We start from the raw sequence: 22141 nt of genomic DNA on the forward strand, positions 1-22141 counted from the left end.
CCTTCAAACTAACTGTATTGAAATTTTAAGGAAGCCAGGCCTATTAAAGAGAGAAGAAACCCCATGATCCAAAATCTTGTGACAACTTTTGTTTCAGGCCAGCCTTTATATTCAAAATGATGATGCAAGGGGGTGCATAGAAAAATGCGTTTTTTATTACGCATTTTATAACTGCTTACCTGTAAAATGACAGACAAAGTTTCTACAACGAAAACACCTCCTACAATTCCAAGAAGAAGCTCTTTTTTTAATAAAACTGCGGTTACGCCTAAAATGCCTCCGAGAGCCAAAGAACCTGTATCCCCCATAAATACTTGCGCAGGGTGGCTGTTATACCATAAAAAGCCAAGACATGCGCCAATGAAAGCTGCCATATAAATGGCGATTTCACCGCTGCCTTCTATATAGAGAATATGTAGATAACCTGCTAAATCTATATTATTTGAAACAAAAGCAAAAATGGCAAATGAAACACTGACCATTATAAGACATCCTGCCGCCAAGCCATCTAAGCCATCTGTTAGATTTACAGCATTTGAAGATCCTGTAATTACAAACAAAATAAATAGAATAGAGAGGAGGCCAAAAAGACCTGAAAAAAGGATGATAGGCTCTCTAAAAAAAGGAACGTAGATGCGATTTGAGATTTCAGACAAGGGAAGCATTTTTACACTGGCTAAGTAGGCATCCTCGCTATTTTTTTCAGCTTTAGAGACTAGTATTTCCTTGGCAAAAGGAGCGGCTATTATTCCTTTCTCTTCAAAAAACTCCGCAAGTCCGGGAACTGTTAAATATAAAGCTATCAAAAGAGAAAATAGGCCTTGTAAAAGCATCTTTTTTTTAGCTGAAAGCCCTTTTGGATTCTTATACTTCAACTTTAAAAAATCATCATAGCCGCCGATAAACCCAAAAAAAATAGTAGTGGCTAATAAGATTAGCGTGAAAGGATGCTTTAAATCCATCCAGAGAAAGAGGGAAAGCAGCATGCAAGCTATAATTAAAAGGCCGCCCATCGTAGGCGTGTCTTGTTTTTTATGATGCAATTGCCCAAGAAGCGGACAATCTTCTTTCCTGATCGGTTGTCCAAGCTTCAACGAATAAAGCAATTTTATAAAATAAGGCCCTATAAATATGCTTACTAAAAGTGATGTCATGGCAGCAAGCATCATTCTTGTCGAATAATATAAAAAAACTTGGGGTGTTATAAAATGAAACCACTCTTCAAATCGCTGCATTAAATAAAAAAACATTCCAACCTTTGAGCCTTTTAAGGATGAAAAGAAAGCCTTTTTTTAACTTACTTATTGTAATTCTATAATTTATAAAAAAGTTCTTATTGGCTTCTCTTACCTATTTTGTTGGAATAAAGATAATTTTCTCTCGAGTTAAAAACAAGACTCAATCCCATTTTGAGAGCGAAATTTCATGTATTTAATAAGACGACAGACTTCTTTTAAAAGAAGTCTAATATAAGAGCTTCTTTACGATTGTCCTAAATTAGGAAGCTATGTTTAGCTTGACGCTTTAACCCAAAAGAAAAAAATGAAGCATTTTCTAAATTCCACAATACTATCCACCGGATTTGCCATGTTTTCCATGTTTTTTGGAGCAGGCAATGTGGTATTTCCTTTAGCTTTAGGCCAAATTGCTCAGGATAAAACTATCTTTGCTATCATTGGGTTATTATTTAGCGCCGTTGCCGTTCCTTTTCTTGGCTTGATTACCATGATTTTGTTTGACGGAAACTATCGTGCATTTTTTTCAAGAATCGGTGAAATGCCGGGGTTTATCGTTTCTTGCATTATCATGGGACTGATTGGTCCTTTTGGAGCCATTCCCCGATGCATTTCGCTATCGCATTCCACTTTGTCGATGTTTCTAAATGATGGCGGCATCTCTCTCCCCCTATTTAGTTTGCTCTCTTGCGTTATTATCTTTTTATTCACCTTTAGACCGGGACGCATTCTCGACCTACTAGGCTATGTCCTCACTCCCTTTCTTTTATTATCTCTTGGAATCATCATAATTAAAGGCATGATGTCAACTAAAACAATGCATTCAAGCACCCTTGGAGATATTAATTCTTTTCTTTTCGGTTTCAAAGAAGGGTATCAAACTATGGACTTGCTTGGCGCTTTCTTTTTTTCCTCGGTCGTGCTTTTGGGACTTAAAAATGATTTTGAACCAAAATCAAAGAGTGATTTTAAAAGGCTGACTTTACTTGCCATAAAAGCAAGCCTTGTAGGCGCCTTTCTGTTAGCCATCATTTATATCGGGTTTAGTTTTGTGGCAGCTTACTATTCGGATTCTTTAACTCTAGTTTCCCAAGATAAGTTAATCGGAGCTATTGCACTTCAAGTGCTTGGTCCCTACGCCGGTATTACAACCTCCGTTGCTGTGGCTTTAGCTTGTTTAACGACAGCTATTGCTCTAACCAATGTTTTTGCTGAATTTTTACACAAAGATATTTCAAAAAAGAAATTGAGTTATTTCACTTCTCTTTTAATTACACTCGCTGTCACCTTTATTGTCTCTACTCTTGATTTTAACGGGATTGTTAAATTCTTAAGCCCCATTTTACAGGTTTTCTATCCCTCCCTTATTTTACTCACGCTTCTTAACCTTCTCTATAAACTCTATGGGATAACTCTTGTAAAAGGCCCGGTCCTTGCTCTATTTTTATTAACTTTAATTTTTGAAATGTACCCTTTCATATCCTCAATTTTTTAAATATTGTTATTATTTTTTATAATAGTTAAATTATTATCCTTAATTTTTATTAGGATAATTATAAATGGAAGATCTGCACGGTATTTTTGGTTTCTCGTCCCCTACTTATTCTGTCGAAGACTTCGAATATTCTCCAATAGAATATTCTCAAAAAGTAGAGGACATCGCCGCAGTGGCTTACGGCTCTCTTTATCAAATAGAGGAATTAAATAACCCTTCTCCCTCTTTAGACGGTCGAGCTGTTAAGCAAAGAACTTACGCGTTACCCAAAAATACTATTGAGCTTCAAAGCCTGTATAATTCTCTTTCAATAGAAGAGAAGAAAAAATTCACAGAAACCCTACACTATTTATTCAACTATTATGAAAAATGGGTTCAGGAAGAGGATAGCAAAGTATCTATTTTCAATTCGATTCAGGCTCATGGAGGAACTTTAGCTTTCTCGCTTGACTCACCTTTTATAGAGGATTTACTTGAGCCGCTTGCTCAAACCTTTAAAGAAAAAGACCACCCTCTTATCGATTCAGCCTACACCTTTTTCTTGCGCTGCGTCCTTCGAATCTCAAATGCTCCCTTCCCGGTTTATTCCTATAGAGATCAAAACCTAGACTTTTTAAAAAGCATTTCGCCGTCTTTTGCCGAAATAGTTGACAGAATCAGTCAGGAAAACGAATTTCCACGTTGTGAAAAAGATTATTTTAATGAGGATCATGCCATAGCAATGCGCCTTTTATTAAAGAAAAATATTATCTTTTTTAAAAATAACCTTCATGCCCTTCTTCAACCAAGAGTTGAGGGTCAAGCAAAACTCTTAAAAGATACGGTAGTCACTGTTTGTCTTTTAAAAAAGTGTGCTTCTCGAAACGCGGATTATCATAAAGTGACAAAAGAAAAAAATACCGTAGACATTTATTCAGACAATTTTTTTGTTGCATTTGATGAAAATGGCTTTCCTTCTTCGTTTAAACATTTCAATGGCAACAATAATTTTATTAGGAAGCATCTTTCAAAGCATTCCCTTTTAGAGATAGATAGATTAAGCAAGACAGTTATATCTGACGAAACTAGAAAAGAATTAGCTAATTATTTGCTTGATCCGAAAAAAGCTCAATCCTGTGAGATTCTTCTCCTTTTTCATAAAACAGAAGAGGTCTGCATTTCTCCCTTTCTTGAGACTTCATATCATTATGAAGACCTTGCCTTAAACACCGGGATTAAGACAAGCGAAGTGCTTTATTTTTTAAAGAACCCATTAAGTCCAAACTGGAAAGCCAAGGGAGTAAACATACCCTCTTTTCGTCCCATAAACCCAAATTCCCCGAAGGTTTCTGACTTGCTAAAGCTACAAAAGCTTTATCGCACTCTTCCCCTTGATGAAAAAAACGAAATCACTAAGACATTATCTTTTTTATTCGATGCTTTTGAAAGTTGGCTTTCTAAATTTCAACGTTCACGCTTTCTTTCAGAATGTCTTAACTCCTATAAAGGGTTACTTTCTCTTCCCTTGCAGTCAAAGCATTTAATGTCTTTATTTGTGACTTTGGCGCATCACTTTGAGAATCAAAAGAACGATAGGGTTGAAACCGCGCACCGCTTTTTCCTAAAGCACATATTAAATCTAACCACGGAAAGAGTGGATATCGAAGAAAGCCTTTTTAAAAAAATTATTGGAAAAGTATCCTTAAAGTATGTCGATATTCTTTTTGAAGCTGCCAAAATCAATCCCTGCAAAGTCAACGTTTTTGAAATCAGCAAAACGGATAAAGTTAAACCAACTCATGCACTAGCACTCTTTTCTTTACTTTTAAAAAGCCTTTGTTTTTTTAAAAATAACCCGGAAGCTCTAATAGAACCCCAAAAAAACTGTAGAAATAAAAAATTTTTGAGACATCAAGAGGTGTCTGTTTGGTTAATAAGAAAACAGCCTTCCAACAAGATCAAGAATCCTTATATTAACCCTTCAAATATTTATGTGAACGAAATTGGACTCCCGGCTTCTATAGTTTCCTATAGCCCGGGGGTAACAAGAACAAAATCATTATCAATAGAGGAATCCCAAAAATGGATAGGGCTTATAGAAAATTCTTCTCGGCCGGAATATGACACCATTCCCTTTTTTCTTTTTTATAAGATTGAAGAAACTTTTTTTCCAAACGCTTCTTTAACCCAAAAAACTTATTTCGAAGATTTTGCCTGTAACTTAGGGCTATCTACAGCTGAAGTTCTTTTCTTTTTAAAAAATCCAAAAAGCTATTACTGGTTTCCTGAAAGTGTTCAGCTTTTAGACGACTTTAATTATTTAGAAGCCTTTGACAAGCTTGTGGAAGGCTCTCAAAATGAAAAGAAGTCCAAAAAACGTAAGGAGCCGCCTTCAGTCAAAAAAACTAGAGAACCAAGCGGAAAAAGAATTAAGGAGGCAGATCAGTCCATAGAGCTCCCCAAAGTACCGAACTATGTGGATAATTTTAGTCCTGTCAGCACCTCCTCAAATTCCATGGCTTGCTACTTTAGACATAAACAATTTTTTGACAAAGCTATGGCCGCATTAGAGTCTTTTAATGAAAGGGGGTGCCAATCTCCTAAAGAAATGGCCCCAATTTTGGTTCAGCAACCAGTCACGCTTAATCAAAGTCATCCTCGACGAGCTCAAAATCAAACTCAAGCAAGCTATGGTTATTATCTCCAAAAAACTATAGAAACGTCCCTTTCTCAAAAATTTTCTTTAGAAACACAAAATACGCATCCAGTTAGGGGATTTCAAAATATTGGCAATAGCTGTTATATCAATGCTGCTCTTCAAATCCTGAATCATATTCCTTTTTTTAGAAACTCTATTAATAACCAAAAATATCTTGACTTACCAACGATTTTAGCAAGCGATATTCATGCAACGCTTAGAGCACCGGGAATAACCCTTGATCTCTCTAATCTAAATGCCTTCATCAATAATATTCAAAAGCAAGGAAGCGATAGAGAACCTGTAGATCATTCTGAATTCTCAAAACCCGCAAATTCAATTGCCTTGAAGTATCTTGTAAAAAAAGCTTTCATTGAAAAAGGAATTTTAGATAGCCTAAAGGAAATTTTCCGCTTATATAGTGCAAAAGTTTTCCCTGAAGGCTCTATAATTCAAAGTATTTCGCACCTAAGGTCTTATTTATTCCAAACAATTTACTATCCTGAGACTAATTTAGAGTCTATGCAAGACCCTGTGCAAGTTTTAGAAAAAATCTTTTTCTCTTTAAATATGCACACCACCCTTATCAAAGAAAAATTTTCATTAGGGGGGAAAATTCGGCTTGGACAACGTGAAGAACAGCTCTCAACTATCCTGCAGCTTTCTTTGCCTCCGGATTCCAAAAACCTAACTCTCCAAGAACTTATCGATTTGAATTTTTCTAGAGTTGTTTTGCATGATGATGACCCTCTTAGAACCCTATCTGAAACAGGGGAAATATATGAATCCAAAGATTGGGAAGAAGAGTACTCTCTTGAAAATCCGAATACAAAATATTTAGTATTCCAATTAAAGAGGTATTATCAAACAACTGAAGGAGAATTTCATAAAAATAGCAACTTATTCACACCTTCTAAAGTTCTTAATCTAGCAAGAGCTTTTAAGTCAAAAAATCCAAAGTTTTATCAGTTAAAAGCTGCCATTTTGCATGATGATTATGGCTCAAATAAAACTAACTTTGGACACTATACTTCACTTGTTGAAATAAAAGGTGATTGGCATCTCATGAACGATTGGAAAGTAACACGGCTTCCCTTCCCGGAAAAGATGTTAAGCGAAAGTTATATTTTCGTTTTAGAAGCCGTTGAATAACCTTTACCCAATCCTATAGATTAAAAAGGTTTTATCAATCTTTTAATATAAGAGAAAAGGAACTCAAGATTTCATAAAAATCGATTCAAAATTTTTCATCGATGAAAAAAAATGACTCTCCAAAAAAAATATTGGGTTTTAGATACATTTTTCAAGAAAATAAATTAATAATATTCTCTAAAGACATTTATTTTATTTCTGTTATAATGAATGTTTTTAATTAAAATCATTTTTATTTTTGTTAATTATTATAAAACTATAGATTTATGTCCCTTTTATGAATCCATTGCCTACCTCGGATATTAATAGCGCCTCAGGGCAGCTTTCTTCTTTTTTTGATAAATTAACTACGCTTTTAGAAACTCAAAATGAATCCCTTTATCAGGAGCTCGATCAAAAGGTAAGAGAGACTGCAGTCTCAATTATTGAAGCTCCTCAGGCTTCAAAAACTTCCCCTGTTCTTTTGAGTTATCCTGATCCTATTTCCGACCCCAAAACTTTAGAAGCCCCTCAAGCTTTAAATACTTCCTCTGTTCTCTTGAAGTACCCAAGCACCCTTGAAGGACTAAGAACTTTTTATGAATGCCTCTCGCCGGAAGAAAAGAAAGTTATGCGTTCTTCCTTTTCGTACTTGATCGAGGGTTTTAAAAGCTGGCTCTCTGAACTTCATTGGATTAAAGAATCTTTTATTAAATTTAACCTTGAAATACATGGCGGCGATTTTTCATTTTCGATTCATGGAGCCCCTATGGGAGCTCTTTTAAGCAATTTAATAAAACCCTTCGTCAAGCAAAACACCGTAGCTTCTAGAGGAGCCCTTTACTTCTTCCTAACAAATATTCTAAAAATAACTGATAAATCAGAGCCTGTTTTTTCAAGCCGTGAAAAAAATTTAGAGCTTATTCATCAAACCTCTCCTTACTTTAAAGAATTTATTTTATCTATTTGCAAAAAGAATGAGTCTTTCAAACCTTTTAAAAGATCATCAACCCCTGCAGTAATTGCCTTTATGACTCTTGCTAAAGGAACTATTAGCTACTTTTCAAAGTCCATAGAACATTTCTTTCAAGACGATAAAGAGATTCTCTGCAACACCGAAATGCCGGTTTGTTTGATTCGAAATGGAATCTACCTGGAAAATGTTAATGTTTATTTTAATGAAGTGGGTTTTCCAAGCTTTTGCGACTTCAACTCTCACAATAAATTCGACATTCTCATCCAAGACCCCTCAACTAATCGAGTAAGGGCAACCCCTGATGTTTTAAAAAAAATTGCTCTCGCATTAGAAAATAACCAATTCACAAATAAATGCCTTATCGTTATTTACGCACACCCTATTACAGAAGTAAGTCCTCCGATAGCGAAGCCCTACTTTGAGGTATTTGCAAAAAACACAAGCCTTGTTACATCCCGGGTGGTTGAGTGTTTAAAAAACGCAAGTACCTTAGCCTGGTATGAAACTAGAATAAGCAGTTATCCATATGAATCATTCTCAGATATCATTAATACCCATTATCACCAAGAGCGTCGTCCCGAGCCTAAGAAGCTTCAAAACGATAACACTATTCAAAGAAGAGAAGTTAATGATTTCAGGATGTTTGTCTCTTTTGGAGAATTCAAGACATATTTTCTAAACTTAAACACGCAGGATAATGAAAAAGTCAGACTGCTGCTTTCAGCATTTTTTAACTTATATAACCTTTGGTTACTAGATTCTAATGCGATTTCTTACTTTAAACATTGTTTTGAAATTTTTGGCGGTCATATAGCTTTCTCTTTACATGGTAAAGCAATTTTTTCCCTTTTAGAGAAATCCTTCACTGTTTTGCAAGGAAATAATACCTTCGCCACAAGATCTGCGGCCTATTATTTTTATAGACACGTTTTAAGAATTACGGATGCATCGGATTCTGAATTGTCTAGCTTTGAAAACAATTTAATTGTATTGCGAAGCATTTCTCCCTCCTTCACTAATATTGTTTTGCAAGCAGCAAAGAACAATCCGATCAAAATTGATCCGGTGGCTATTAAAAGCTCTCCCGCTCATGCCGCTATTCACTTAGTCAGAGAAGCTCTTGCTTATTTTAAAAAAAATATCAATCATTTGTTCACACCGAGTCAAGATATCTTATCAAATACAAAAATCCCCGTTTCTCTCTTTTCAAAACGCATGAAAATTAATTTAGATACCATGATTTTTTCTTATAATGAAGCGGGTTTTCCTTATCATTGTGATCTAAAAAAATTGAATTCTTTTGATAACCTTGAGATTTTTCCGGCTACAAGGAAACAAACAAGAAGTAAATCCGCTTACTTTTTAAGAATCGTGGCCGATGAAGAACTACAAAAGCTTGCAACCGTTTTTGAGAGTAATAAAGACCTTATTTCAAAAGGGAAAGCCCTTATTTTGTTTCATGCTTTACCCCGTGATTCAACATCTGTTACTTGCCCTCCCTATTTTGAGTTATTTGCAAAAAATACAGGTATATCAACGCCGGCCATTCTCGATTTTTTAAAAAATTCTCATTCATTATTCTGGAAGCGTACCTCGTTTATAAATTATGTCAATTTAAACATAGAAAAATGTCCTCACACTAATAAACGAATACTTCCGGCGGGAAAAAAAGAATTGCCTTCCCAGGATGCTAAGAAGTCAAAAAGTGTAAATCCACCAAGCGTTTCTTTGATTCCTTTGAAGAGTATGCTTTCTGAGCCGAGTACGTTTATCGAGCCAAGGGGTGCTGTACCCCCTTTTCATCAAGAAAGTGCAAACGACAAGCTTGCGCTTGATCACGAATCACTTCTTAGAAGAGTATCGAACCTTTCATCTAGTAACTTAAACGTAACTGCTATGCATCTTCAAGTCTTTAGAAGTGCGTTTGCCCAATTGGACGCTTTAAGACCCGCACCCCCTACCCAAGTAAAACCCCTGGTTCGGGAGCCCCGGCCTCTCAACCTTCAAAAAGGGCTTCCCATAGGCATTCCGAATATTGGGAATAGCTGCTATATAAATGCCGCGCTTCACGCTATATTTAACATTGCTGAATTTAATAACCTCTTGAAAAGGAAGCAGTTTTATTTAAACTTGCAGGATATTCTCGAGTCTGAGATTAATGTACTTGTAAGAAAAGAGTCGCTTGAACCCTCCTTTAAAACACTTATTAATCAGTTCTTATTTGAACTTCAAAACCTCTACCTTCAAAAAATTTATATCAACAATGACAAGATTACTTTCAAGGAGTTTTTTTCACTTGCTCTGCAACAAATAAAAGAGCCCCTTACAGCTCAGCAAAATAATATATTGTCGACACTCTATATAAAAGCCGTTCCTGAACTTCAATTGAAACTGCAGCTGGATAGTTTCTCTGAAACCTATTCGAGAAGCATAAAATCTTTGCTCCCCGCAAAAGCCTACATTTTAAGAGACACTCTTTTCTTAAACAGGTTCACAGGTGATAAAACAGCGATGCAGGATGCCTCTGAAGTCCTTGAAAAGCTTCTTCCAGCTATTAATGTGAAAGCCGATTTGATTAAGAGGAAGTATCGTTTGGAAACAGAGGCTCTTCTTGGCAGAATAGAAAGTCAAACCATTAGCTTAATTCCAATATCCTTACCCTTGGCCACACCTCTTGTAAATTCGAATTGGACCCTTCAAAATATTTTTGATTTAGCTTTTAGTAAAACGATCATGAAAGATAAAAATCCTCTCCAGATTGAAGAAGAGGGCCAAATTATTACTGAGACCTCTACTTGGGTAGAAAAACTCTCGCTTGAAAATCCTTCTACCTCTCATTTGGTTTTTCAGCTTAAGAGATATTCTCAAACAGGATCCTCTTATGAAAAAAACCCTGACCCTTTTTTAATTCCGGAAGACTATATTATTGATTTATCTCTTGCTTTTGATGCACCGGCTAAAACTTGCTTATATAAAATCAAAGGGGTGATTTATCACCATGATAGGGAAAGGCGGCCTGACTCCGGCCACTTTACAACAGTAATAGAAAAAGAGGGTTCCTGGATTCACTTTGATGATGAGAAAACAAGTTTTGTCAACCCTAAAGACTTCATTGAAAAGGGATATCTCTTAATTCTTGAAAAGGTTAGCTAAAGCTATTTCTCACTTGTCACTTGATCCAATCCAAATGATGGGTGAGGGGGCTTTACGAAAAAACTTTTTTCGTTTCTTTCGCTTGGCTCCAACTCTTCTTCCCTTCTTTGCAATCCCTCATTAAGAAAATGAACAAATAATTGTCTCTGCTCTTTATCATCCGATCTAAAAATGTAGCCTAAGAAAGAGCTGTCATAAACTTGAACGAAGGTTTCGGCTAAAGAGCCCGGATGCCGGTTAAACCCTTGCAGGACTTTGGTAATTATTTTTTTTGCCTGAGGATTTTCAGCGGAAATAATCGCATAAACAAACTGCTCATCTTCCTCGACAATCAGATGAGAGTGTCTTTCTTTAAAAAACTCCCCTGAAATGGCATTTAAGAGCATCATAAACAGCTTCTTTAATGATTTTGGCTCAAGCACAGTCCTCATGATAACGGGTGTCAGTGAATAGAAAAAGTTTTCTAAAAGTAATTCACTATACTTAACCGATTCGCTCTTTAAGAGATTTCTTAGAGTTAAAAGAAGTTCATTTTGCTTGGATATCATACCGCCGTTATAGTCTCTAAACTCGCCTAAAACTCTTGTCATCTCCTCAACGACCGCTTGTCTTGCTTTATTAAGATCAATGGTATGATCCAGCCTTAAAAAATCTGCGCTTTTAATTTTTAAACGAAAGACGGTAGCTTCCTTTACAAACTTTTTTCGGATCATGCCAACTGTCTTGCATCTATCATGGACATACTGTAAAAAAGAGTTTGATTCATTAAACTGCTCCTGAAGGCTAAGACTGCCCGGCTTGACCACCCTTACAAAGATAATTGTAAATACAAGATCCGAGTGGGTTTGCTCATCGAAGGAGATAAATACTTGCGGTAAGTCCTGCAGATATCGCATTTGGCTGCTTATCGTTAAGACATTTCTCATAACCTCTTCTTCGTTTCGAGGCATAAAAACAGGGTGCATCAAATGAGCAATTCTATCTTTTAAATCAACAAAAAGACCTTGCTTCAAATGCTTCATTTCCAGGATTTTAAACGTCCCTCCCTCTATTTTTTCAACTTCTAGGTAGGCAGTGCAAATTTTCTCATTCCCTCTCTTATTAGCAATAAAAGAGCCGTCTACGGCTTTTACGCCTGGCATATAATTTTGAATGACTGTAAGCAAATGCTGTTCTTCAAAGAATTCCTTATCTTTTAAAAAATTGACTCCTACTAACACAGAAAGGATATTTCTCGAAAATAAACCATCTTCCCCTTGGATTGTTGTCTGGAAAATTTTAAGTTTTAAAAACCTTTTTTGAGGGTTTTCACGAACCGATTCCAAAAGCTCTTTTCTAAAGATGTACTGGGAAGTGATGATTTTTGTTAAATGGAAGGATTTTCTATGAGCTTTAAAGGCGTTATCACTGATAACAAGTAAATGCTGCATCTCGGTCATAATGTCGCGACCGATAAGGGGCTCATTTCGACGGATTAAGTTTCTAATGCGGTCTTGAATAAGAACTGTCTTTTCATCAACTGAAATGCCTTTCACTTCCAATATTCTAGCGGCAAAGAAGCTTGATTCGACACCTAAACTTGCTTCCATTTCAATGATCGGCAGATTGCTTTCTATTTCAACAAGATCAGATGCATTAGTGATTGGAATCACAATCTCGCAAATCGTATAGACATCTTCTCCAAATTCTTGAATACAAAAATCGGCGGCAAAAATCATGCCGACATCCAGCCTTTTTCCCGGGACAAGCCACATGCTAATAATTTCAAAAAAGAATTTAAAAGCATTAGCTCTATAGCGGCTAAGCATAAAAAAGGAAAAGTTTTGAGGATTATCCTCGCACCTTAACGTTTTTACAAGCGGAAGCATCGAGAAAAAATAATCCTTTTTATCAAGGAAGGTTTCCTCTTCAGACATTTCAAAAAAAGATTCGGGGAGAAGTTTTTTTAAGGACTGCTCGATGGCGCTAACGTAAAGAAGGTTTCTTGATCCTTCAAACTTAGGATCAAAAACGGTTTGGATAGTCGGAAATCTAGGTTTTAACATTGACCAACCTTTAATCCCTTAAGAGAAACTTGATAAGGTCTTGGGTCCAAACTCTCATAAAACAAAGTTTCTTCTTTTAAATAAGCATCCGAACCGATCACTGTGCCGTCATCATTTAAATCAATAAACGAGCGTATACGAAGCCTCACCCTATCTTTTGCCAAGGCGATAGCTCTTGGATGCAGGATTTTAGCCCCTGCCAAAGTGATTTTTAAGGCCTCTTCGTAGCTTAAAAAATCATATTTTGAAGCTGTCTTATCAAGGTGGGGGTCTCTATCATAGATCCCCCTGACATCTTTATAAAATTCCACTTCGCTAAAAAAGTTTTCACGATTTAAAGCTATAGCTAAGGCTACAGCTGTCGTGTCAGATCCTCCCCTGCCTAGTGTTGTAATTTCATTTTGCTCGGAAACCCCTTGAAAACCTGCTACAATGGCCACTTGAGATTCATTTAAAGACTTCTCTATTCGATGAGGTTTTACGGCAATGATTCTTGCTTCTGAATGCGATGAGGTTGTTATAATTCCGGACTGGCTTCCCGTAAAACTTTTGGCTTGCAAACCGATTTTATCCATCGCCATGGCCAAAAGGGAAATGCTGATCCGCTCACCGACTGTCACAAGCATATCATATTCTCTTTTCGGAGGATTAGGATGAACTTCCTTTGCTAGATTGATCAACCGGTCGGTAGCGCCTTTCATGGCGCTGACCACCACGACGACTCTTTTTTTCTTTTCAATCTTGGATTTTACAATCTCTGCCACATGATCAAAGCAAGCAGGGGATGCGACAGCTGCCCCACCAAATTTAATGACAAGCGTTTTCATAAATATTATTATATGTTCTTTGTAATTATAAAAATATTTTTAAACGAGAAGCTCCTAGAGGATCGAATGCGGTAAATCATAGTCAATGCCTCAAATTTAGTCCAACTCTTCAAAAAATAAGAAATATTAAATCGCCTAAATGTTTAGCGATAAAACGTTTTTTGACTTTTGGAACTCACTCTAAACAATCCCCTTAAAAATTGATATCAAAAACCATGAAAAATAAAAAATCTTTCCAAAATTTGAAAGTCTCGGGTTAGGTGCCATAAACTGTTGGAAAATAATTATTTTTCATGATAGTCTATCTTTTTATTATGCGCTTAACTTTCCTAAAATAGTTTTTAAAGCGCTAAGACATTTTCTCCTCGAGGGAAATTCTCGCGTTTTGCTAGCCTAAAATGTTCAATGAATTTTGCATTTCAACAGCGCTTTCAAGGTGAGATAAAACTATTCAAAGATAAACTTTTAAAATTATTTTTTTACCATGTTCGAACTTGAAAAATCCTTTCGTTTTGAAGCAGGGCATTCACTCCCCCAAAGCAATAGCAAATGCCGAGTCCCGCACGGACACTCCTTTCTTTTGGTTGTAAAGATCCGGGCCGAAAAACTCCAAGAAGAGGGGCAGGAGCGGAATATGGTGGTTGATTTTAATGTTATTTCGAGTGTCGTAAGACCTTTAATAAACGAATATTTTGACCATTGCTGGCTGAATGACACCCTTCAAACAGACGCCCCGACAGTTGAGTTCATCGCTCGCTGGATCTACAATCGTTTAAAACCCGAGCTGCCGGACCTTTACTCGATTACTCTACATGAAACCGACACACAAAAAGTCACTTTTTACGAAAGCTGACCTCAAATTCGATAAAAAACATTTACATCTATTCAAAGATACGATTTAATACTTGCATATCCTTAAGGACTTCTTGAGCTGACCTTTCCAAAATAGCTGCCTTTGAGACAATGACTTTCTTGAAAGTCATTAGATCATTCCTGATGTTTTGCTCTAAATTCCAAGCAGTTTATTTTTGAGAAATAAAGCCTTTTTAGGGTAAAAATAAATTTGAAATCCGTGAAAAAACAAGTCAACTTTTAAATTTGTTTCAGGGTTTCAAAAGCCTTAGATTTTACCCTCTTTGCCGCTTGCTTTAATTCGGCAGCTTCTGGTAACCTTGTGGGATTAGATAAGTAAAACTGCAGGAGAAACCTTTAAATGTCGCAAAAAAAACAATACTCTTGGGAAGAAAAAGAAAACGTCTTAGACGATGTACTTTTTCAAGATGAAGAGGCAAAAGAATTTCAAAACCTTCTCAAAGAAGAAAAACTCGCCAACGAAAAAGAAGTTCCCCAATACACTCCCGGCACAATCCTCAAAGGCACAATTGTAGAAATCACGAAAGACCATGTTGTGGTAGATGTCGGTTTAAAATCAGAAGGGCTAGTTCCTCTCTCCGAATTTTCAGATCCTGAGCAATTAGTACTTGATGGCGAAATCGAAGTGATGCTCGAAGACGCGGAAGATGACAATGGTCAAATCGTTCTCTCAAGAGAAAAAGCCGAGCGTCAAAGACAATGGGAATACATCCTTGAGCATTGCGAAGAAGGTTCTATCGTTACAGGTAAAGTCATCCGCAAAGTTAAAGGCGGCTTGATGGTCGACATCGGCATGGAAGCCTTCCTTCCAGGCTCTCAAATCGACAACAAGCGCATCAAAAACTTGGATGAATACCTTGGCAAAACTTACGAATTCAAGATTCTCAAGATCAATATCGAACGTAAGAACGTTGTCGTATCAAGACGCGAGCTTTTAGAAGCTGAAAGAATCTCGAAAAAAGCAGAACTTCTTGAAATGATCAAGCCTGGCGATATCCGCGAAGGCGTTGTAAAAAATATCACCGACTTCGGCGTTTTCTTAGACCTTGATGGCATTGATGGGCTTCTCCACATTACAGACATGACCTGGAAGCGTATAAAGCATCCTTCCGAAATGATCCAATTAGGTCAAAAACTAGAAGTAATGATCCTTAATATAGACAGAGAAAAAGGACGCGTTGCACTTGGACTTAAGCAGAAAGGACCAAATCCTTGGGACGAAATTGAAAAGAAATACCCTCCGGGAACAAGAGTTCATGGTAAAATTGTAAACCTCCTTCCTTATGGCGCTTTCATTGAAATTGAAACAGGCATTGAAGGACTTATCCACGTATCGGAAATGTCTTGGGTAAAAAACATCACTGATCCAAGCGAAGTTGTTAAAAAAGGTGAAGAAGTTGAAGCCATCGTTCTTTCAGTACAAAAAGAAGAAGGCAAAATCTCCTTAGGCATCAAGCAAACAGAGCACAATCCTTGGGATGATGTTGAACAGAAATACCCTGTCGGCAAAAACGTAAAAGTTGAAATCCGCAATTTAACAAACTATGGCGCTTTTGTTGAACTCGAGCCTGGCGTTGAAGGCCTTATCCATATCTCCGACTTGAGCTGGATAAAAAAGGTTTCCCACCCCTCTGAGATCTTAAGCAAAGGCGATATGGTCCATGCGGTTATTTTATCAGTAGACCGTGAAAGTAAAAAAATCACTCTTGGAATGAAGCAATTGAGCTCCAATCCTTGGGAAGACATTGAAAAAACAATTCCGGTTGGTTCTTTGGTTAAAGGCAAAGTCAGCAAAATCACAGCTTTTGGTGCATTTGTAGAACTTGAAAATGGCCTTGAAGGACTTATTCATGTCACTGAGCTATCTGATCAAGCATTCGGAAAAGTTGAAGATGTCGTTTCTAAAGGCGATGAAGTGACTGCCAAGGTTATTAAATTAGACCCTGAGCATAAAAAAATTGCTCTGTCTATTAAAGAATACCAAATCGATCAAAACCAATGCAGTCAAGATGACATTGTTGTTGGAGCTCCCGGAAAAGACAAAGAAAAACGCGAGCGCGGCCGAGACAAAAAAGAAAAAGAAAAAGAGAGCTTTGACGAGGACGAAGAAGGCGAAGAGTAGTCTCGCTTGATTTGAATCATTAAGCTTTCAAAACTTTAAATGATTTGTTTTGAAGGCGGACAACGCAAAAATTTGCTTGTCCGCCTTTTAATTAATCCAAAATCGTGTTTTGTTTTCGTAAAAAATAGGACGAAAGTCTAAGATTAAGCGGCAAAAACGATTTAATATAGGTTAGCCCGCAAACTGAATTTCTCTTTTAGCGGGAACAATAAAAAACTAGTTACAACAAGCGTTTAAGCTAGTTTAGGATCTAGTTACAGAAATAGCGTATGAAAAAGTCTTTTGCCAATTGACCTCTTAAGTAAAGCCAAGAATAAAAGGCAATGAAAAGCACCTTTATAGCCGAAATGATATTTGTAGCTAAAATCCTTAAAAAAGTTAATAACATGCAACCCATAATTGTCACTCAACGCTTAGCACCTAAAAAATTTAGAAAGCGTTAACAATTAGACATCAACTTAAGGGGCGTTAAATGAACAAAGATCTTATTGCCATCTTTGAATATCTAGAGCGTGAAAAAGGTATTCAACGCGATATTGTGATTAAAGCCATTGAAGAATCGCTTTGCGCAGCTGCAAGAAAAAGCATTACCGGCGCTTCAAATGTTACAGTGACGATCAATCCAAAAACCGGTAACATCGATGTCCTATCCGAGAAAGAAATTGTCGATCAGGTAGAAGTCGCGGCCCAAGAAATTTCACTGGAAGAAGCACGTAAAATTGATCCTGAATGCCAGATCGGCCAATTTATCGATATCGTCGTCACTCCAAAAGACTTTGGTCGAATCGCCGCTCAAAAAGCGCGCCAAATTATTAGCCGCAAATTAAAGAGCGCTGAAAGAGATGTCATCTATGAAGAATATCGTCATAGAATCAATGACCTTGTTTCAGGGACTGTAAAAAGATTTATAAAAGGGGCGAATCTCGTTGTCGACTTAGGAAAAGTTGAAGCGGTTATGCCCATGAGGGAGTACCCTAAAATTGAAAAATATCATATCGGAGACAAAGTTTTAGCCCTTCTTAAGGAAGTGGTCGACACAGAAAACGGCGGTGCCGAAGTTATCCTCTCAAGATCAAGTCCCGAATTTGTAAAGCAGCTTCTCATTCAAGAAGTCCCTGAAATATCAGATGGTATTGTTCAAATAGAAAGAATTGTAAGAGAGCCCGGCTACAGAACTAAGTTGACGGTCAGATCCCAAGACAGCCGTGTTGATCCTGTCGGCGCTTGCGTTGGCATGCGCGGCATGCGTGTCAAGAATGTGGTGCGAGAGATTCATAATGAAAAAATTGACATTATTCCTTTTTCGGATGAGCCGATTGAGTTATTGCAAAACACCTTATCTCCTATGGAGATTCGCAAAATAAATATCAGCGAAGATGAAAAACTTGTATCGATCGTTGTTGAAGATGACGACTATGCGACAGTCATTGGAAAACGCGGCATGAATGCCAGGCTTACAAGCCAGCTTATCGGTTATGAACTAGACGTTCAGAAGATGACCGAGTACAAGATGACCTTGGCATTACAAAGAAATGAACTTGCTAATTCAAACGATCCGGCTCTTGACCAGGAATTGACCCATATTGAGGGTGTCAATTCACTAATTTTTGAGCTTCTTATTGAAAGAGGTTATAACACACCGAAAAAGCTATTAACGGCAAACCCAGAAAAACTCGCTTCAATTCCAGGCATAAGCCTCGAAACAGCGGACAAGATATTAGATCAAATTCGCAAACAAAGGATGTAGTGCGTTGGCTAAAAACCTTAAACTAAACATCAAAAACACGCAGCTTGCTAAAGCTATCAACTTAGATAGTGTAAAAGATAAGCTTGCTAAAAAGAAAGCGCCCGCAACTAAAGAAAAGGAGCCGGCGGTAAAACAACCTGCTGCTCCCAAAGCCAAATTGCCAAAAGCAAAGCCAGCACCTCGCGAGCTGCAAGAAACGATTGAAGTGAAGGAAGATACTCCAAAAATCAGAGCTCGTTCACGCTCTGTATTTGCAGAGCCTGAGAAACGTGAAGATTTAGAAGAAGTCTCTTTTGAAGAGCCATCCCAAGAAAGCGAATCTGAAGTTGAAGTGCCTCTTCAAACTGAAGAAGTGGAAATGGAGACAGAAGAAGCTCCCCATGAGACCTTCGAGCCGATCGCTCAGGAAGAGATTCAACCGATTGTTGAGACAGTTATTGAAGAGATCGTAGCTCCGGAACCTACGCCTGAAGCTCCTGTTCAAAAAGAACCGGAAGTAGTCAAGCCAGTCGTTCCTCCTGTAAGAGATTTCGAACCTTTAAAGCCGGTTGAGCCAAAAGCTCCCCCCGTTAAACTCGGGCCGACCGGCAGGCACGTCAAAGACTTACTGCCTGCTGACTGGGGTAAGAAAAAGCCTCTTCCTACTGATAAGCCGGCTCCTGGGCAACCTCCAAAGAAAAGCTCGGAAGAAAAACCGAAAACTTCAGATGAGCGGGCTAAAGAAAAAACAAAAGAAAAACCTGCCAGAAGTCTGGACCTCGATCTTGATGATGAAGAAAAGAAAAAAGGAAAGTCCGGAAAATTCAAGGAGTTTAAAGACCTAAAACCTGCAAAAAAACAGGATAAATCCCGTTTTGACTCAAGGGATCGTCAAGGGCTTAGAGAAAGCGACGAGGATCTCAGATGGAGAAAACGTAGACACAAATCACAGAAATACGAAATTGAAGATACAACGATAAGACCGTCTTCTTTAAAAATTCGTGTGCCTATCAGCATTAAAGATTTAGCCGTTCAAATGAAGCTAAAAGCTTCGCAGCTTGTCGAAAAATTATTTATGCAAGGGCTTGTTCTGACCTTAAATGACCTTCTTGATGATGAGACCACAATCCAACTTCTCGGTCAAGAATTTGGCTGTGAAATCACAATTGATTCTTCAGAGCAAGAAAGAATTAGAATTACCGATAAGACAATTAAAGAAGAAGTGTCTCTTACAAGCGAAGATTTACTAGAACCAAGAGCGCCGATTGTCGCTTTCATGGGTCACGTTGACCACGGAAAAACAAGCCTTATCGATGCTATCCGAAAAAGTAATCGAGCAGCTTCAGAAGCCGGAGCCATCACACAGCACATTGGCGCTTTCCGCTGTAAAACAGCCGTTGGCGACATCGCAATTTTGGACACACCGGGCCACGAAGCTTTCTCAGCTATGAGGGCAAGAGGTGCCGATGCAACAGACATTGTAGTTCTTGTTGTTGCAGGCGATGAAGGGATAAGACAGCAAACTATCGAAGCCATCCAGCAAGCTAAAGAAGCGAAGGTCACGATCGTTGTTGCGATTAACAAATGTGATAAGCCTAATTTCGATCAGGAACTTGTCTATAGACAACTTTCTGAGCAAGAACTTCTCCCGGAAGCTTGGGGTGGAACCACAATTACCGTTAATTGTTCTGCTGTAACCGGCCAAGGAATTCCTGAGCTTCTTGAAATGCTCGCTCTTCAATCTGAGGTCTTGGAATTAAAGGCGGCTCCTTCCGCAAGAGCAAGAGGGGTTGTCTTGGAATCCGAGATGCATAAAGGACTTGGTCCTGTTGCGACCGTGCTTGTTCAAAACGGTACTTTAAAAGTCGGCAATTCTTGCGTTTTTGATTACCACTTCGGACGCATTAAAACCATGCGTGACGAATTTGGAAATCCTCTGCAAGAAGCGGGCCCTTCAACTCCTGTTGAAGTCACAGGTCTTTCCGGTTTACCGGAAGCCGGACAGGAATTCATAGTCGTAAAAGATGAGAAAGAAGCCAAGATTATCTCAGATGTAAGATCTCAAGATAGAAGGCAAACTACTCTAACCGTTAAGAAAGCTGTTTCATTAGAGAAATTAATGGAAGGCTCAAAAGATGTTCCACAGAAAACATTAACCCTTATCTTAAGAGCAGACGTACAAGGTTCGCTTGAAGCCCTCCGTGCAGGACTTTTAAAAATCGATTCCAAAAAAGTTGATTTGAATATCATCTTTGCAGGCGTTGGTGAAATTTCTGAATCGGATGTGCAATTTGCCAATGCTTCTAACGCGGTTATTATTGGTTTTCATACCCAAATTGAAGGCCACGCAGAACCGCTTATTAAGCAATACGGCGTCATCGTAAAACTCCATGATATTATTTATCATGCAATTGATGATGTAAAAGAGTTAATGGCAGCGCAGCTTGACAAGATAGCTATTGAAACTGATAAAGCTAAAGTTGAAGTTCGAGCCACTTTTAAATCTTCCCAGCATGGTGTGATTGCGGGTTGTTATGTCTTGGAAGGGACCGTCAACCGTAATTACCACGTTAAACTTATCCGTGCCGGAAGCGAGATCTGGAAAGGTTCCATCTCCTCTCTAAAGCGGGTTAAGGATGATGTTCGCGAGGTTTCAAAAGGTTTTGAGTGCGGTATTCTTCTTGGAACCAATGATGTACAAGCAGGTGACCTCTTAAATGTTTATGAAGTGACCTACATTAAACAAACTCTTTAACTCTTTTGTGAGCGGAAATGGCAATAAACCGAACAGATCGATTGAACTCTCTTTTGAAAGAAGTAATTTCCGATGTCATTAAACGGCAAGTTAAAAATCCTCTTGTAGCAGAATTAATCACTGTTACAAGAGTGGATATTACAAAAGATTTGAAGCATGCCAAAGTTTATGTCAGCGTCATCGGCGATGAACATGTGCAGAAAAAAACTCTGGAGGCTTTGACCTCAGCTGCAGGATTTATCGCAGTCAACTCTTCAAAAGAAGTGGTGATGCGTTTTTTCCCGGCTCTTCATTTTTATCTTGATGACTCTGTAGAAAAGCATATGCGCATTGAAGAGATCCTAAAAGAAATTCATGAAGAAGAAGAAGGCCGCCCCAAAGGAAATGACGAAGATGATAGAGAAGAGTCCTGAAGGCATCCTTTTAATTAACAAGCCAAAAGGAAAAACTTCTTTTAGCCTTATCGGAGCCTTAAGAAGAATTCTTTCGGTTAAGAAAATAGGCCATGCCGGCACGTTAGACCCTTTTGCAACAGGCGTTATGGTTTTACTTATCGGGAGAGCTTTTACCAAGCTTTCCCATTCTTTTCTCTCCTCTGATAAAGAGTACTTAGCTCACGTCGTACTTGGAAAAGCTACCGACAGCTATGATATAGACGGCGAAATCACAAATGAAAGCTCTCTTATTCCAACTAGGCAGGAAATCGAAGCCATTGTCTCCAAGTATCAAGGAGAAATGATGCAAGTCCCACCTATGTTTTCAGCCAAAAAGATCAAGGGTAAAAAGCTCTATGAGCTTGCAAGAGCTGGCAAGACTATCGAAAGACAGCCCGTATCCGTTTTTATAAAAACAGAGCTTATTAGCTACAACTACCCTGAGCTTCACTTGCGGATCGAATGCAGTAAAGGCACCTATATCCGCTCTATCGCTCATGATATGGGTCAAGACCTTGGCAGCTATGCTTTTTTAAATGCCTTGCACCGCACGAGATCCGGCTCTTTTAATATCATCGACTGCCTAGACGGATCCCTGCTATTCGATGCCGCCGACCCCGAAAAGATCAAACAAAAAATCCGCGTACAATGCTAATTTTCTGTCTTTACTCTAAATGCAACTTTCCTTTTAT

12 protein-coding genes are annotated in these 22141 nt (G+C 38.0%); 9 read left to right on the plus strand and 3 right to left on the minus strand.

Features of this window, described 5'->3' with window-relative positions; all coding sequences use genetic code 11:
• Positions 1 to 8: 8 nt before the first annotated feature.
• Positions 9 to 1250 (minus strand): phospho-N-acetylmuramoyl-pentapeptide-transferase, encoded by a 1242-nt coding sequence (gene mraY, locus CSEC_RS11470; RefSeq protein ID WP_041018623.1) that lies wholly within the window; start codon positions 1248 to 1250, stop codon positions 9 to 11.
• Between the two features lie 292 nt (positions 1251 to 1542).
• Here mraY and brnQ point away from each other — a divergent pair, with 292 nt between their 5' ends.
• From brnQ to CSEC_RS11485, 3 genes are all read left to right on the plus strand, one after another.
• On the plus strand, positions 1543 to 2730 hold the full coding sequence (gene brnQ / locus CSEC_RS11475; protein WP_079978061.1) for a branched-chain amino acid transport system II carrier protein: 1188 nt from the start codon (positions 1543 to 1545) through the stop codon (positions 2728 to 2730).
• Between the two features lie 64 nt (positions 2731 to 2794).
• Positions 2795 to 6559 (plus strand): ubiquitin carboxyl-terminal hydrolase, encoded by a 3765-nt coding sequence (locus CSEC_RS11480; protein WP_041018624.1) that lies wholly within the window; start codon positions 2795 to 2797, stop codon positions 6557 to 6559.
• Positions 6560 to 6836: 277 nt separating this feature from the next.
• Positions 6837 to 10667, plus strand: coding sequence for a ubiquitin carboxyl-terminal hydrolase family protein (locus CSEC_RS11485; protein ID WP_041018625.1), 3831 nt, complete (start codon positions 6837 to 6839; stop codon positions 10665 to 10667).
• Between the two features lie 2 nt (positions 10668 to 10669).
• Here the strand turns inward: CSEC_RS11485 and CSEC_RS11490 are convergent, their stop codons facing one another.
• Both CSEC_RS11490 and CSEC_RS11495 read right to left on the minus strand, forming a co-directional pair.
• Complete coding sequence (locus CSEC_RS11490) at positions 10670 to 12712, minus strand: hypothetical protein (protein ID WP_053332034.1); 2043 nt, start codon at positions 12710 to 12712, stop codon at positions 10670 to 10672.
• A complete protein-coding gene (locus tag CSEC_RS11495) occupies positions 12706 to 13539 on the minus strand; it encodes an amino acid kinase family protein (RefSeq protein ID WP_053332035.1) in 834 nt (277 codons plus the stop codon). Before CSEC_RS11495 ends, CSEC_RS11490 begins: the two co-directional genes overlap by 7 nt.
• 484 nt (positions 13540 to 14023) lie before the next feature.
• On the opposite strand from CSEC_RS11495, the gene queD reads away from it, so the two are divergent.
• From queD to truB, 6 genes are all read left to right on the plus strand, one after another.
• Positions 14024 to 14392 carry a 6-carboxytetrahydropterin synthase QueD gene (queD, locus tag CSEC_RS11500; RefSeq protein ID WP_041018626.1) on the plus strand — a complete coding sequence of 123 codons (369 nt, stop codon included), beginning with the start codon at positions 14024 to 14026 and terminating at the stop codon, positions 14390 to 14392.
• Between the two features lie 360 nt (positions 14393 to 14752).
• Complete coding sequence (gene rpsA, locus CSEC_RS11505; protein WP_041018627.1) at positions 14753 to 16534, plus strand: 30S ribosomal protein S1; 1782 nt, start codon at positions 14753 to 14755, stop codon at positions 16532 to 16534.
• A gap of 472 nt (positions 16535 to 17006) precedes the next feature.
• Entirely contained in the window at positions 17007 to 18281 is a 1275-nt protein-coding gene (nusA, locus tag CSEC_RS11510) for a transcription termination factor NusA (RefSeq protein WP_041018628.1), read from the plus strand.
• A 4-nt stretch (positions 18282 to 18285) separates the two neighbouring features.
• A complete protein-coding gene (gene infB, locus CSEC_RS11515) occupies positions 18286 to 21015 on the plus strand; it encodes a translation initiation factor IF-2 (RefSeq protein WP_041018629.1) in 2730 nt (909 codons plus the stop codon).
• A 17-nt stretch (positions 21016 to 21032) separates the two neighbouring features.
• The gene (gene rbfA, locus CSEC_RS11520) at positions 21033 to 21428 is read left to right on the plus strand and encodes a 30S ribosome-binding factor RbfA (protein ID WP_041018630.1); all 396 of its coding nucleotides are present in this window, start codon (positions 21033 to 21035) and stop codon (positions 21426 to 21428) included.
• Positions 21409 to 22104: a tRNA pseudouridine(55) synthase TruB gene (gene truB, locus CSEC_RS11525; RefSeq protein ID WP_154017700.1), complete on the plus strand. Its 696-nt coding sequence runs from the start codon at positions 21409 to 21411 to the stop codon at positions 22102 to 22104. The genes rbfA and truB overlap by 20 nt, the downstream gene beginning before the upstream one ends.
• Positions 22105 to 22141 lie beyond the last annotated feature (37 nt).

Source organism: Criblamydia sequanensis CRIB-18 (assembly GCF_000750955.1).
Classification (GTDB): Bacteria; Chlamydiota; Chlamydiia; order Chlamydiales; family Criblamydiaceae; genus Criblamydia; species Criblamydia sequanensis.